The organism is Cellulosimicrobium sp. EB106-03-01-XG111, assembly GCF_058792115.1.
This window is the reverse complement of sequence record NZ_JBYTEQ010000003.1, coordinates 130161-144328: the sequence shown is the minus strand read 5'-3', so window position 1 is coordinate 144328 and position 14168 is coordinate 130161. Positions and strand designations below refer to the sequence as shown.

Below are 14168 nucleotides of genomic sequence, written 5' to 3'. Positions count from 1 at the left end.
GCGAAGCGGGTGATTTCGGGCCTCGCGGGTCGCCGCGCCGCGAAATGAGGGCCCAGGTCACCGGGCACGGTACGTAGGATGGTCGCGCGCGGCAGGTCGCCGCGACGGCGCGACGTGAGCACGGGGCGGTGGGTGTGACGGCAGGGCAGCAGGTCAGCTCGCGCGTCCTGACCGTCCCGAACGTCATCAGCCTCCTGCGGCTGCTCCTCGTGCCCGTGTTCGCGGTGCTCATCGTGCGCGGCGACGACGTGTGGGCCCTGGTCGTGCTCGCGGTGTCCGGCGCGTCGGACTGGCTCGACGGCGTGCTGGCGCGCCGCCTGGACCAGGTGAGCCGCCTCGGGCAGATGCTCGACCCCGCCGCCGACCGCCTCTTCATCCTCGTCACCCTCCTCGGGCTCGCGTGGCGCGACGTCGTGCCCGTGTGGCTCGTCGTCGCGATCGTCGCGCGCGACCTGCTGCTCGGGGGCCTCCTGCCGTTGCTCGCCCGCCACGGCTACGGGCCGCTGCCCGTGAGCTTCGCGGGCAAGGCGGGCACCTTCGCGCTGCTGTACGCGTTCCCGCTGCTGCTGCTCGCGGAGATGCCCGGCTGGCTCGGCGACGTCGCCGCCGTCACCGGGTGGGCGTTCACCTGGTGGGGCGTGGGCCTGTACTGGCTCGCGGGCGCGCAGTACGTGCTGCAGACCCGCGCGCTCGTCCTGCGCGACCGCGCCGCCCGCACCGACCGGCCCGGGCCCGCGACGAAGGAGACGCCGTGACCGACACGCGACCGGACCAGCACGCCCCCGCGCGCCGCGCGCCCGTCGACGCGTCCATGACCCTCCTCAACGAGGTCATGCACCGCCCGCTCGACCCCGGGTACGCCGCCGCGGACGCGCGCCGCGCCGCCGGGCAGACCCCGCACCGCGGACGCACCGGCACCGTCGCGCTCGTCGCCCTCGCCGTCGTCCTCGGCGTCGTCACGACCGCCGCCGCCGTGCAGCTGCGCGCCCCGCAGCCCGGCGTCATCGCCGCGCGCGAGACCCTCGAGCAGGAGATCCTCGAACGCCAGGCCACCGCCGAGGGACTCTCCGAGCGCGGCGCGGAGCTGTCCGGCGAGATCGAGCAGCTGCAGGGCGCGGCTCTGAGCGGCGCGAGCGCCGACGTGCTCGACAACCTCCAGCAGGAGGGCGCGCTGACCGGGACGCAGGCCGTCGAGGGCCAGGGCGTCGTCGTCACCCTCGACGACACCAGCGGGGGCCTGTCCTCCGGGGCCACGGACGCGAGCACGCTCGTGCACGACTCCGACCTGCAGCGCGTCGTCAACGCCCTGTGGGCCGGCGGCGCCGAGGCCGTCGCGATCAACGACCAGCGCCTGACCGGCCTGTCCGCGATCCGCAGCGCGGGCGACGCCGTGCTCGTCGACCTGCAGCCCCTCGTCGGCCCGTACCGCGTCGAGGCGATCGGCGACCCCGACGCGATGCGCACCTCGCTCCTGCGGTCCGGGACGTCCGACTTCCTCCAGCTCCTCGGCAGCCAGTACGGCATCCGTTCCGGCGTCACGACGCAGAGCCGCCTCGACCTGCCCGGCCGGTCCGCGCCCACGCTGTTCTTCGCGCACGCGCCCGAGACGACCGTAGACTCCGACGCACCCGCCGAGGAGACCGGGCCCGCGCCGGGCACGACCGACGGGTCCGGGACCCCACCCGCACCGCACGAGACAGGGCAGGAGATCGTCGAATGATCGCAGTCGTCGGACTGGTGGTGGGCATCGTCGCAGGCCTCGTCCTGCAACCCACCGTGCCCGTGTCGCTGCAGCCCTACCTGCCGATCGCCGTCGTCGCCGCCCTCGACGCCCTCTTCGGCGGCCTGCGCGCCCGCCTCGACGGACTGTTCGACGACAAGGTCTTCCTCGTGTCGTTCCTGTCGAACGTCGTCGTCGCCGCCCTCATCGTGTTCCTCGGCGACCAGCTCGGCGTCGGCAGCCAGCTCTCGACCGCCGTCGTCGTCGTCCTCGGCATCCGCATCTTCTCCAACGCCGCCGCGATCCGGCGCCACATCTTCAAGGCGTGAGCATGAGCCGCGACCCCCGCGACCAGGCTCCGGACGACCGGCCCGAGCACCCCACCGCGCCCGCAGACGACGACGCCGTCGGCTCTCCCGCCGTCCCGGGCACCGAGCCCGCGACCGACGACGACGCGCACGACACGGAGAACGTCCCGCCCCGCACCGACGCCCCCGACGAGGACGCCGCAACCCCCGCCGAGGCCGACCCGGGCACGGGTGCGCCGTCGGGCACGGTCCACGACGAACCGGTCGACCCCGCCGCGGTCCCCGGCCACACCACGACGCCGAGCGACGCACCGGCCGCCGGCGACGAGACCATGGTCGCCACCGACCACCCCGAGGACGACGGCACCACCACGGGCGGCACGATCCCGACCGGTGCCGCGCCGACCGGCACCCCCGACACGGCCGCGCCGAGCAACCCGGACACCACAGTGCCGAGCGACATCACCGTCCCGGGCGACACCGCAGCACCGGGCGACGCCGCAGCGCCGGGGGAGCGACCCGCACCCGACGGCCGCACCGACCAGCCCGACGACCCGCCCACCGCCGCCACCACGCCGGACCCTCCGACGCCGGGCGCGACGACGGACGGGACGACCACCCCGGCAGCGGCCGCGGCGCCCGAGCAGGACCCCGAGACCTCGCCCACCGCCGAGCCGGACCCGGTCACCGGGGCGACGGCCGCCGTCGGACGCCACGGCACCCCCACCCAGCCCGAGCCGCGCGGGCTGCGCGGCCTCGGCCGGGCGATGCGACCGCGCGCGTCGCGCTCCCAGGTGATGGTCGCCGTCCTGTGCGCGCTGCTCGGCTTCGCGCTCGTCGTCCAGGTGAGCCAGACGCAGGAGGACCAGCTGTCCTCCCTGCGCCAGAGCGACCTCGTGCGCCTGCTCGACGACGTCACCCAGCGCTCCGGCGAGCTCGAGGACCAGGTGTCCTCGCTCGAGGCCACGCGCGACGAGCTGCAGTCCGGCTCCGGACGCGAGCGCGCCGCGCTCGAGCTCGCCGAGCAGCAGGCCGAGACGCTCGGCATCCTCTCCGGCCGGCTCCCCGCCGAAGGCCCCGGCGTCGCCATCGAGGTCGTCGAGGGCGCCGAGCCGCTCAAGGCGTTCGGCCTGTTCAACGTGCTGGAAGAGCTGCGGAACGCCGGCGCCGAGGCCATGGAGGTCAACGGCGTCCGCCTCGTCGCGAGCAGCTACTTCGAGGACACCTCCGACGGCGTCGTCGTCGACGGGCAGGTGATCTCGTCCCCGTACCGGTGGACCGCGATCGGCGACCCCTCGACGCTCGAGACCGCGCTCGAGATCCCCGGCGGCGCGATGGCGTCGCTGCGCGCCGACGGTGCGCGCACCACCGTCACCCAGCAGGACCGGGCCGAGGTCACCGCGACGGTCGAGCCCCGCGCACCCCGGTTCGCGACCCCCGTCCCCGCCGACGAGTGAACCGGCTTCCCGCAGGCCCGCGGGCCGGGGTAGGTTGGGACGACCGAGGGTCGCACGCACAGCGTGACCTGCGGGTGTAGTAGTTTTCGAGCACCAGTTTCCCGCACCACGGGGGCTCGTCCCCCGGTGCGGTTTCCGAGCTCGAGCACGACGTGCGTGAGCCCCGAGGAGGCGTGATGAGTGTCCCAGGCGGTCCTGAGGTACCGAACCGGGCGGGCAGCGACACGACGGTCAGCTTCGGCCGGATCGAGGCCCCGATCGAGGAGGGCGTGCAGCCCGGCGGCCTGAGCCCCGAGGAGCACGCCGCCGTCGCCGCCCTGCCCCGCCACTCGGCCCTGCTCATCATGCAGCGCGGCCCCGGCCAGGGCTCGCGCTTCCTCCTCGACGCCGAGCGCACCGTCGCGGGGCGCTCCGAGCACGCCGACATCTTCCTCGACGACGTCACGGTGTCCCGCAAGCACGCCGAGTTCGTGCGCGAGGGAGAGCACTTCGTGGTGCGCGACGTCGGGTCCCTCAACGGCACCTACGTGAACCGCAGCCGGATCGACGCGGTCGTCCTCGGCACGGGCGACGAGGTCCAGATCGGCAAGTACCGGCTCACGTTCCACGCCAGCCCGCACGCGGGGGCGTCGGCGGGCGGCGCGGCCTCACCGTCGTGAACGTGTCCACGGGCGCCGCGCACGCCACGGCCCCGGAGCCCGCGGACGGGCCCGAGCCGTGGCCGCAGGGGATCTCGCGCCGCGCGACCATGCGCATCTCCGACGTGCTGCGCGCACTGCGGGCCGAGTTCCCCCACGTCAGCCACTCCAAGCTGCGCTTCCTCGAGGAGCAGGGGCTCATCGAACCGGTGCGCACCGCGTCGGGCTACCGCCAGTACAGCCCCGCCGACGTCGAGCGGCTGCGCTTCGTGCTCGTCGAGCAGCGTGACCGCTACCTGCCGCTGAAGGTCATCAAGGACCGCCTCGCCGCGCTCGACGCCGGGACCGACGTCGAGGCGCTCGCCCCCCGTCTCGCGACCACCGACGGCGAGCCTGGTTCGGCCGCCGTCCGCCAGCGCTACACCGTGGACGCGCTCGTCTCGGCCGCCGGCGTCGAGCGCGAGCTCGTCGAGGGCCTCATCGAGGCCGGCGTGCTGCGCCAGGCACCGGGCGGGCAGCTCGACGCGCGCTCGCTCGACGTCGTCGTGCTCGCCGCCGGGCTCGCGGACTACGGGATCGAGCCGCGCCACCTGCGCTCCCTGCGCACCGCCGCGGACCGCCACGTCAGCCTCGTCCAGCAGGTCGTCTCGCCGTGGCGCGGCCAGCAGAGCCCGTCCGCGCGCGCCCACGCCGGCACCGTCGCCTCCGAGGTCGGCGAGCTGTGCGCGCAGCTGCACACCGTGTTCGTGCGCCAGGGCGTCGACGACCTCACCCGCTGAGGCCGCACCCGCTGAGGCCCTCGCCCTCCCGTCGGCACCCGCGCCCACCCCCTGCCGGATGCCGGGCGGAGTCGTACCGTGGAGGAGTGAGCGACGACGTCCCGATGGTCCCGGTGGAGGTGCTGGGGGTCCGACAGCAGCAGCGCGACCAGGAGATCGTGGTGCTGCTGCTCGACGACGCGTCCGAGCTCGTGGTGCCGATCGTCATCGGCCCCCGCGAGGCGAGCGCGATCGCCATGGCGCAGGCAGGGCTGCCCACGCCACGGCCCATGACGCACGACCTCCTGCGGGACCTGCTCGACGCCGTGGACGTCCGCCTGGAACGGGCGGAGATCGTCGCGCTCGACGGCGGCATCTTCTTCGCCGAGCTCGTCCTCAGCAACGGCGTGCGGCTCGACTCGCGCGCGTCGGACGCGATCGCCGTCGCGGTGCGCACCGGGAGCCCGGTGCTGTGCTCGGCGGAGGTCGTGGCGACGGCAGGCGTCGAGGTCGTCGACGTCGCGCAGCAGGAGGAGGTCGAGAAGTTCCGCGACTTCCTCGACCACGTCCAGCCCGAGGACTTCTCGGTGGACGAGTAGGAACGGTCCCGGAGCGAGCGGCCCGACCCTCGGGCCGCGGTCGAGGCATCGGGGACACACAGGACAACACGGACCTTCGACCTCTGGTCGAGGGTTCAGCGGTCGGCGCGACGACGTCGCGGGCGCGACACGCCCGCACGCCCGGGGCGTCGGTCGTTGACGGCCCCCGACGGCGCCCATAGTTTGGTCGTGACATCACCCCAGGAGGCGACAGTGAACAGCAGCGGTGAGGCGAGCGTCGGTGTCGGCGCGGCAGTTCCGCAGGGCGCGCAGGGCCTCCTCTTCGGTGAGGACATCACCGAGCAGGACACCACCACCGGCTACCGCGGCCCGACGGCGTGCCGTGCGGCAGGCATCACGTACCGCCAGCTCGACTACTGGGCCCGCACGGGCCTGGTCGAGCCCACCGTCCGCCCGGCGTCCGGGTCCGGTTCCCACCGCCTGTACAGCTTCCGCGACATCCTCGTGCTCAAGGTCGTCAAGCGCCTGCTCGACACCGGGGTGTCGCTCCAGCAGATCCGCACCGCCGTCGAGCACCTGCGCGAGCGCGGCGTGGACGACCTCGCGCAGATCACGCTCATGAGCGACGGCGCGAGCGTCTACGAGTGCACCTCGCCCGACGAGGTCGTCGACCTCGTCCAGGGCGGCCAGGGCGTGTTCGGGATCGCCGTCGGTCGCGTGTGGCGCGAGGTCGAGGGCACGCTCGCCGAGCTGCCGACCGAGTCCCTCGACGACGAGGACGGCACCGCGACGAGCCCGCAGGACGAGCTCGCCCAGCGCCGTCGGGCCCGCACCGCGGGCTGACCCTCCCGCCCGGCCGGGCCGAACGAGGGACCGGCCGCGAGCGCCGACGCACCCCTGCGAGGCGTGTGGACCACGTCACAGCGGGTGCGGTGACCCGTCCGGCGGCGCCGTGGGAGGATCGGCCGGTACGCGCGGTGCGTGACGCCCTCCCCGGCGCCGTGACGCCGCACGGTCGACGGATGGAGTGCCGGTGTTCTCGAAGGTCCTGGTCGCCAACCGCGCGGAGATCGCCGTCAGGGCGTTCCGCGCCGCCTACGAGCTGGGGTCCCGCACCGTCGCGGTGTTCCCGCAGGAGGACCGCAACTCCGAGCACCGGCTCAAGGCTGACGAGGCGTACCTCATCGGGGAGCCCGGTCACCCGGTGCGTGCGTACCTGGACATCGAGGAGATCGTGCGGGTCGCCCGCGAGGCGGGCGCGGACGCCGTCTACCCGGGGTACGGGTTCCTCTCGGAGAACCCCGACCTGGCGCGGGCGTGCGCGGACGCGGGGCTGACGTTCGTCGGGCCGCCGGCGGAGGTGCTCGAGCTCGCGGGCAACAAGGTGCGGGCGCTCAAGGCGGCGCGCGAGGCGGGGCTGCCGGTGCTCGCGTCGAGCGAGCCGTCGGCGGACGTCGACGAGCTCGTCGCGGCCGCGGACGAGATCGGGTTCCCGGTGTTCGTCAAGGCGGTCGCGGGCGGTGGTGGTCGCGGGATGCGGCGCGTGGACGTGCGCGAGGACCTGCCCGAGGCGCTGGCCGCGGCGATGCGCGAGGCGGACGGCGCGTTCGGCGACCCGACGGTGTTCCTGGAGCAGGCGGTGCTGCGGCCGCGGCACATCGAGGTGCAGATCCTCGCGGACGGCGCGGGGAACGTCGTGCACCTGTACGAGCGGGACTGCTCGTTGCAGCGTCGTCATCAGAAGGTCATCGAGATCGCGCCGGCGCCGAACCTCGACCCGGCGGTCCGCGACGCGCTGTGCGCGGACGCGGTGCGGTTCGCGCGGCACATCGGGTACCAGAACGCGGGCACGGTCGAGTTCCTCCTCGACACGGTCGGGGAGCGTGCGGGGCAGCACGTGTTCATCGAGATGAACCCGCGCATCCAGGTGGAGCACACGGTGACCGAGGAGGTCACCGACGTCGACCTCGTGTCCGCGCAGATGCGGATCGCGGCGGGCGAGACGCTGGCGGACCTGGGCATCCGGCAGGAGGACGTGCGCGTCAACGGCGCCGCGCTGCAGACCCGGATCACGACCGAGGACCCGGCGAACGGGTTCCGCCCGGACACGGGCCGGATCATCGCCTACCGGTCCCCGGGCGGGGCGGGTGTCCGGCTGGACGGGGCGACGGCGACGGCGGGGTCCGTCGTGTCGGGCCACTTCGACTCGATGCTGGTGAAGCTCACGTGCCGCGGCCGGGACTTCCCGACGGCGGTGCGGCGCGCGCGTCGTGCGCTGGCGGAGTTCCGCATCCGCGGCATCCGCACGAACATCCCGTTCCTGCAGGCGGTCCTCGCGGACCCGGAGTTCGTCGCGGGCAACGTCGCGACGTCGTTCATCGACGAGCGGCCCGAGCTGCTCGCGGCGCGCGAGAGCGCGGACCGGGGCACCCGCCTGCTCGCGTACGTGGGGGACACCACCGTGAACCGGCCGCACGGGGAGCCGCGGGCCACGAGCGACCCCGCGGCGAAGCTGCCGCCGTTCGACCTGACGGTCGCGCCCCCGCCCGGGTCGCGCCAGCAGCTCCTCGAGTTCGGCCCGGAGGGGTTCGCGCGGGCGCTGCGCGGAGAGCAGCGGCTGCGCGTCACCGACACGACGTTCCGCGACGCGCACCAGTCGCTGCTCGCGACGCGCGTGCGCACGCACGACCTGGCGGCCGTCGCGCCGTACGTGGCGCGGGCGACGCCGCAGCTGTGGTCGGTCGAGGCGTGGGGCGGGGCGACGTACGACGTCGCGCTGCGATTCCTCGGGGAGGACCCGTGGGAGCGGCTCGCGACCCTGCGTGCCGCGATGCCGAACCTCGCGATCCAGATGCTCCTGCGCGGTCGTAACACGGTCGGGTACACGCCGTACCCGACGCGCGTCACGGAGGCGTTCGTCGAGGAGGCCGCGGCGACCGGCATCGACGTGTTCCGGATCTTCGACGCGCTCAACGACGTCGACCAGATGCGTCCCGCGATCGAGGCCGTGCGCGCGACCGGCACGACGGTCGCGGAGGTCGCGCTGTGCTACACGGGCAACCTGCTCGACCCGGCCGAGGACCTGTACACGCTCGACTACTACCTGCGCCTCGCGGACCGCATCGTCGACGCCGGCGCGCACGTGCTCGCGATCAAGGACATGGCCGGGCTGCTGCGCCCCGCCGCCGCGAGCCGCCTCGTGACCGCCCTGCGCGAGCGGTTCGACCTGCCCGTCCACCTGCACACCCACGACACGTCCGGCGGGCAGATGGCCACGCTGCTCGCCGCCGCCGCGGCGGGCGTCGACGCGGTCGACGCCGCGAGCGCCGCGATGGCCGGGACGACGAGCCAGCCGCCGTTGTCGGCGCTGGTCGCCGCGCTGGAGCACACCGAGCGCGACACCGGGCTGTCGCTGGCGGCGGTCGCGGACCTCGAGCCGTACTGGGAGGCGGTGCGCCGCGTGTACGCGCCGTTCGAGTCGGGTCTGCCCGGGCCGACGGGTCGCGTGTACGAGCACGAGATCCCGGGTGGGCAGCTGTCGAACCTGCGCCAGCAGGCGATCGCGCTGGGCCTGGGGGACCGGTTCGAGCAGATCGAGGCGATGTACGCGGCCGCGGACCGGATCCTCGGGCGGCTGGTGAAGGTGACGCCGTCGTCGAAGGTCGTGGGCGACCTCGCGCTGCACCTCGTGGCGGCGGGCGCGGACCCGGCGGAGTTCGCGGCGGACCCGCAGTCGTTCGACATCCCGGACTCCGTGGTCGGGTTCCTGGGCGGTGAGCTGGGCGACCCGCCCGGGGGCTGGCCGGAGCCGTTCCGGTCGCGCGCGCTCGCCGGTCGTGCGGCGCGCGCCGGGGTCACGCCGCTCTCGGCCGAGGACGAGGCGGAGCTCGCGCAGGAGGGGGAGGTGCGCCGTCGTCGGCTCAACCACCTGCTCTTCGCGGGGCCGACGAAGGAGTTCGAGCAGGTGCGGCAGGCGTACGGGGACGTGTCGGTCCTCGACACCCCCACGTACCTGTACGGGCTGGAGCCGGGTCAGGAGGTGGCGGTCGCGCTGGGGAAGGGTGTGCGGCTGCTCGTGGGCCTCGAGGCGATCGGCACGCCCGACGAGCGCGGGATGCGCACCGTGATGTTCACCCTCAACGGCCAGCTGCGCCCGATCCAGGTGCGCGACCGTGCGGTGGACGTCGACGCGCGCACCGCCGAGAAGGCGGACCCGACCCAGCCGGGCCAGGTCGCGGCGCCGTTCGCGGGTGCGGTCACGCCGGTCGTCGTCGTGGGCGACGTCGTCCAGGCGGGGCAGACGGTCGCGACCGTCGAGGCCATGAAGATGGAGGCCGCGATCACGACCCCCGTCGCGGGCACCGTCCAGCGGGTCGCGATCGGCGCGGTGCAGCAGCTGGAGGGCGGCGACCTCGTCCTCGTGGTGGGCTGAGGGGCCGACCCCCGCACGAGCGGGCGGGCAAGGACGACTCGAGGAGGATCCATGCAGGTCACGTTCCACGGTCACGCGTGCGTCACGGTGCGCCACGGCGGTCAGGTCGTCGCGATCGACCCGGGCACGTTCAGCGACGCCGCGGCCGCGCTGGCGGACGCCGGCACGGTGCTCCTCACCCACCAGCACCCCGACCACGTCGACACCGGCGCCCTGGGCGGCGCCCTCGCGGCCCGGCCGGAGCTCACGGTGTGGGCGCCCGAGGAGGTGGCCGCCGCGGTGCGTCCGTCGCTGCCCGACGGCGCGGCGTCGCGCGTGCACGTCGTCGCACCGGGTGACGGCCTGGACCTGGGCGGTCTGGAGGTCGTGGTCGGCGGCGGGCGGCACGCGGTGATCCACCCGGACGTCCCGCGGATCGCGAACGTGACGTACCTCGTGCGCGGGGACGGCGCGACGCTCCTGCACCCGGGTGACTCGTTCGACGCCCCGGACCCGGGCGTGCTGGGCGGACGGCGGCTCGACGTGCTGCTGGCGCCGGTCTCGGCGCCGTGGCTCAAGCTCGCCGAGACGATCGACTTCGTGCACGCGCTCGACCCCCGGGTCGTGGTCCCCGTCCACGACGCGCTGCTGTCGGACGTCGGGCACGGCCTGGTGAACCGGCTCCTGGGCGAGCAGCGCACCGGGGGCACGTACGAGTACCGGCCGCTCGCGACGGGGGAGTCGATCGACGTCGCCGCGGGCGCCCTGGACGGCGCGGCCGACGCGGTCGCGCGCGAGCTGCGCGACGAGCACCCGGAGTTCGGCGAGGTCGCGCTGCTCGAGGCCGACGAGACCGTGCCACCGCGCCCGGAGGAGGAGGCGGCCGACGTGCTGCGCTCCGACCCGGCCCGCTGAGCCGCGGACCCCGCCCACCGTCGTCGTCGCCCGAAGGACGGCGACAACGGTGGCGCGGCTACAGCAGCGGGCGCAGGGGAGTGAGGACGACCTCGCTGAGCTTCGCCGCCACCGAGCGCGAGTCCCACTCGTCGAGCGTCAGCTCGCGCGAGTTCGACAGGTCGACCTCGAACACCTTCTCCATCTGCTCGGCCACCCCCGGGTCCGTGATCTCGAGGTTCACCTCGTAGTTCCCCGTGAGCGACAGCCGGTCGATGTTCGCCGTGCCGATCGTGGTCCACGCGCCGTCGATGGTCGCGGTCTTCGCGTGCACCATGGCGTTGCGGTACAGGTGGATGCGGACCCCGCCCTTGAGCAGCGCCGTGTACAGGCCGCGCGACAGCCAGTCCGCGAGCACGTGGTTCGAGCGCTCGGGCACGAGGACACGCACGTCGACGCCGCGTGCCGCGGCCGCGAGCAGCGCGGCCAGGATCTCCCGGTCCGGGATGAAGTACGCCTGCGTGATGTAGACGTGCGAGCTCGCGCGGTCGATCGCGTCGAGGTAGATCCCGCGGATCGGGAACACGAGGTGCGCCGGCGCGTTGCGGGCCGCGCGCAGCCGCGGCTCCCAGTGCACCGACCCCGGGTCGGCGAGCAGCGGCTGGTCCGACGAGCGGTTCGCGTTCCAGAAGTCGACGAACGCGTTGCGCAGCTCCCACGCGCTCGGCCCCACGAGGCGGACGTGCGTGTCGCGCCACTGCGTCGCGTACAGGGCACCGATGTTGTAGCCGCCGACGAACGCGATCTCGTCGTCGACGACGAGGATCTTGCGGTGGTCGCGGCCGGACTTGCGCACGTTGAGCATGAGCACGCCCGGGCGGAACACCGGGTACCGGATGACGTGGATCGGCTCGGGCAGGTCGAAGAACGCCTGCGGGACGACGAGGTTCGCGAAGCCGTCGTACACGACGAACACCTCGACGCCGCGCTCGCTCGCCTCGACGAGCGCCTGCTTGAACTCCTCGCCGAGCGCGTCCGCCTTCCAGATGTACGTCTCGAGCAGGATGCGGCGCCGCGCGCCGCGGATCGCGCCGAGCATCTCCCGGTACACGTCCTCGCCGTACGTGAAGACGGTCGTCGTGGTGCCCGCGACCTCGACGTCGGCGGGGGCCGAGCGCGGGAACGACGCCTCGGTGGTGTTGCGGCGCTTGCGGATCGCGTCCGCGGTGACGAGCACGCCCGCGACCGTCACGGGTGCCGCGACGGCCACCACGAGCGCACGGGAGAGCAGACGGCGGGCGGTGCGCAGGGCGGAGTCGGCGGACAGGTGCACGCACTCACCGTAGCGGGCGGCACCCCGGGCGCGACCGGAAGACGGGCGCGCCGCGGGTGAGATCCCGCACGGGCCCGTGCCCGGCCCGTCCCCCGACCGTTCCCGGTGCGTCCTGAGCGCGTCCTCAGTGCGAGCGCAGCGCGCGCACCAGCTCCGCCTTGCGCATGGACGACCGGCCCTCGATGCCGATCTCCGCGGCGCGCTTGCGCAGCTTCTCGACGGTCCAGTCCTCGTAGTCGCCGGCCTTGCCGCCCTTGCGTCCGACGCTCGACCGCGAGGAGCCCGCCGCGGCGTTCGCGATGCGGGCCGCCTTCTCCTTCGAGTCGCCCTCGTCCCGCAGCTTCTCGTACAGGTCGGGGTCCTTGACGCTCGGACCCGGGTCACGCTTCGGCACGACGGCCTCCTTCACCTCGGTCCGGCGGCCCGGACGGCAGCGCCGGTCTTCCGACAGGCTCTCGCCCTCGTCACCTTCTCGCACGCGGACGAGTCCTCGCGCGAGACCTCCTCGCACGCGGCCGCCGCTCCAGCACGACGACGCGCGACGACCCCGCGTCCACGTGCCCCACGTACCCCGCCAGGGCGGTGAAACCGGACGGGTCGCCGTCACCGACGACGTCCCAGCGCACGTCCCCGTCGTCGAGGGAGACGGCGACCGTCCGCGAGCGCCGCGACGAGCCGTCGGGGACGACCAGCGCGAGCGTGGCGCCGTCGGTGAACGCCGCCGCGACCCCACGGGTGAGATCCGCCCGGAGGCCCGCGGTGCCCGCGCCGCCGTCCGCCGTCGCGGTGGCGCTCCCGGGTCCCGTGGCGATGCCCGGCACGGGACGGCGACCGGCGGGAGCGTGGCGCGGCCACGACCACACGTGCTCGCCCGAGCGCGCGTCCAGGCCGACGACGCGCTCGCCGGTGACGACGACCGCGCGGTCCGCGGTGATCGCGACGACCTGGGCGACGGGCTGCGCGAGGCGCCACCGCTCGCGCAGCGTGTCGTCCGAGTCGCCTGCGGGCGCGAAGGCGCGCACGCCGTCCGCGGTGGTGACCAGCCAGGGGGCCAGGTCGTCCTCGGGACCGACGAGCGGCCGCAGGACCCGCCCGGCGACGGTGGCGCGCACGGTCGCGTCCGGCGCGAGGAGCTCGGTGGTCGCCTCGCGCCCGGGCGGCAGGACACGGGTGCGCAGGAACGTCCCGTCGGGCAGCGGGACGACGTCGGTCGTGACGGCCGGTCCGCGCGCGTCGAGGCGGGTGCCGTCGAGGGTCAGGACGGCGCTGACGCGACACCCCCGCACCACGAGCAGGCCGCCCTCGACGGCCGCGACGGCCTGCCCCGCGACCTGGGGCCGGCACATCGGGGTCCGTTCCGCGTCGTCGGGCGGGACGTCGAGCCGCCAGCGCACGCGTGCGGTGCGGGCGTCCTGGAGCGCGAGGTGCACGACCCCTCCGGTGCGGGCCCACCGCAGCACCGCCCCGCCGGGCGCGGGGACCGCCCGGCCGAGCGTGTCGCCCAGCGGCACCGGGCCGGTGAGCGGTCCGCCCGGGCCGACGACGTGCGCGACCGGGGCGAGCGCCGGCCCCGTGACGCACACGAGCACGTCGGCCACCGGTCCCGCCGACTCGTCGGCGGCCGGTCCGCACGTGGCGGTCGCGTCGAGAGCGAGCCAGCGCCGGGCGCCCGAGGCGGCGTCGCGCCCCTCCACCCCGGCGGCGGCGACCGTGACGACCACGTCGTCGACGACGGCGACGCGCGGGCTGGCGGCGTCGGCGGACCAGGCGGGGACCGGGGGCACGGCGAGGGAACGGACCGCGCCGGGGTGGGCGAGGCGGGCCCGCTCCGCCGTCGACGAGCGCCACGAGCCGACGGCGCCGAGCGCGACGGCGAGCACGAGCAGCGGCGCCACGACGCGCACGAGGAGGGTGCGTCGTCGGGCAGGGGCGGCGCGCCCGGGTGCCCCCTCCGCGGGTGTGCCGCGCCCGCCCGGCGCGGGCTCGTCGTCGGGGACGAGCTCCACCCGGTGGAGCGGGGCCATGCCTGCGACGCTACGCCCCGCTCGGCCCGGTGTCAGCGTCCCCGACGCCACCGCCCGCGTGCTGG

General features: G+C 75.0%; 13 protein-coding genes. 10 read left to right on the top strand and 3 right to left on the bottom strand.

Annotation, left to right across the window (positions count from 1 at the left end; translation table 11 throughout):
• Positions 1 to 134 precede the first annotated feature (134 nt).
• The 10 genes from clsA (at position 135) to AC3WT4_RS04615 (ending at position 10767) form a co-directional block, all read left to right on the top strand.
• The gene (clsA, locus tag AC3WT4_RS04660; protein ID WP_492314920.1) at positions 135 to 755 is read left to right on the top strand and encodes a cardiolipin synthase ClsA; all 621 of its coding nucleotides are present in this window, start codon (positions 135 to 137) and stop codon (positions 753 to 755) included.
• A complete protein-coding gene (locus AC3WT4_RS04655) occupies positions 752 to 1720 on the top strand; it encodes a DUF881 domain-containing protein (RefSeq protein ID WP_492314841.1) in 969 nt (322 codons plus the stop codon). Before clsA ends, AC3WT4_RS04655 begins: the two co-directional genes overlap by 4 nt.
• The gene (locus tag AC3WT4_RS04650; protein ID WP_021483549.1) at positions 1717 to 2049 is read left to right on the top strand and encodes a small basic family protein; all 333 of its coding nucleotides are present in this window, start codon (positions 1717 to 1719) and stop codon (positions 2047 to 2049) included. The genes AC3WT4_RS04655 and AC3WT4_RS04650 overlap by 4 nt, the downstream gene beginning before the upstream one ends.
• A gap of 2 nt (positions 2050 to 2051) precedes the next feature.
• Positions 2052 to 3485: a DUF881 domain-containing protein gene (locus AC3WT4_RS04645; RefSeq protein ID WP_492314840.1), complete on the top strand. Its 1434-nt coding sequence runs from the start codon at positions 2052 to 2054 to the stop codon at positions 3483 to 3485.
• Between the two features lie 176 nt (positions 3486 to 3661).
• The gene (locus AC3WT4_RS04640) at positions 3662 to 4144 is read left to right on the top strand and encodes an FHA domain-containing protein (RefSeq protein WP_074806382.1); all 483 of its coding nucleotides are present in this window, start codon (positions 3662 to 3664) and stop codon (positions 4142 to 4144) included.
• Between the two features lie 2 nt (positions 4145 to 4146).
• Entirely contained in the window at positions 4147 to 4902 is a 756-nt protein-coding gene (gene ftsR, locus AC3WT4_RS04635; RefSeq protein WP_074806385.1) for a transcriptional regulator FtsR, read from the top strand.
• 104 nt (positions 4903 to 5006) lie between these two features.
• Entirely contained in the window at positions 5007 to 5480 is a 474-nt protein-coding gene (locus tag AC3WT4_RS04630; protein ID WP_074807220.1) for a bifunctional nuclease family protein, read from the top strand.
• A gap of 213 nt (positions 5481 to 5693) precedes the next feature.
• A complete protein-coding gene (locus AC3WT4_RS04625) occupies positions 5694 to 6284 on the top strand; it encodes a MerR family transcriptional regulator (RefSeq protein ID WP_074806388.1) in 591 nt (196 codons plus the stop codon).
• Between the two features lie 190 nt (positions 6285 to 6474).
• On the top strand, positions 6475 to 9873 hold the full coding sequence (locus tag AC3WT4_RS04620) for a pyruvate carboxylase (protein WP_492314839.1): 3399 nt from the start codon (positions 6475 to 6477) through the stop codon (positions 9871 to 9873).
• A gap of 51 nt (positions 9874 to 9924) precedes the next feature.
• Entirely contained in the window at positions 9925 to 10767 is an 843-nt protein-coding gene (locus AC3WT4_RS04615) for an MBL fold metallo-hydrolase (protein WP_108049687.1), read from the top strand.
• A 58-nt stretch (positions 10768 to 10825) separates the two neighbouring features.
• Here the strand turns inward: AC3WT4_RS04615 and AC3WT4_RS04610 are convergent, their stop codons facing one another.
• From AC3WT4_RS04610 to AC3WT4_RS04600, 3 genes are all read right to left on the bottom strand, one after another.
• The gene (locus tag AC3WT4_RS04610) at positions 10826 to 12073 is read right to left on the bottom strand and encodes a phospholipase D-like domain-containing protein (protein ID WP_400109582.1); all 1248 of its coding nucleotides are present in this window, start codon (positions 12071 to 12073) and stop codon (positions 10826 to 10828) included.
• Positions 12074 to 12203: 130 nt separating this feature from the next.
• Positions 12204 to 12473, bottom strand: coding sequence for a DUF7218 family protein (locus AC3WT4_RS04605; RefSeq protein WP_034656177.1), 270 nt, complete (start codon positions 12471 to 12473; stop codon positions 12204 to 12206).
• Positions 12474 to 12543: 70 nt separating this feature from the next.
• Positions 12544 to 14103, bottom strand: coding sequence for a hypothetical protein (locus AC3WT4_RS04600; RefSeq protein WP_492314838.1), 1560 nt, complete (start codon positions 14101 to 14103; stop codon positions 12544 to 12546).
• Between the last annotated feature and the right edge of the window lie 65 nt (positions 14104 to 14168).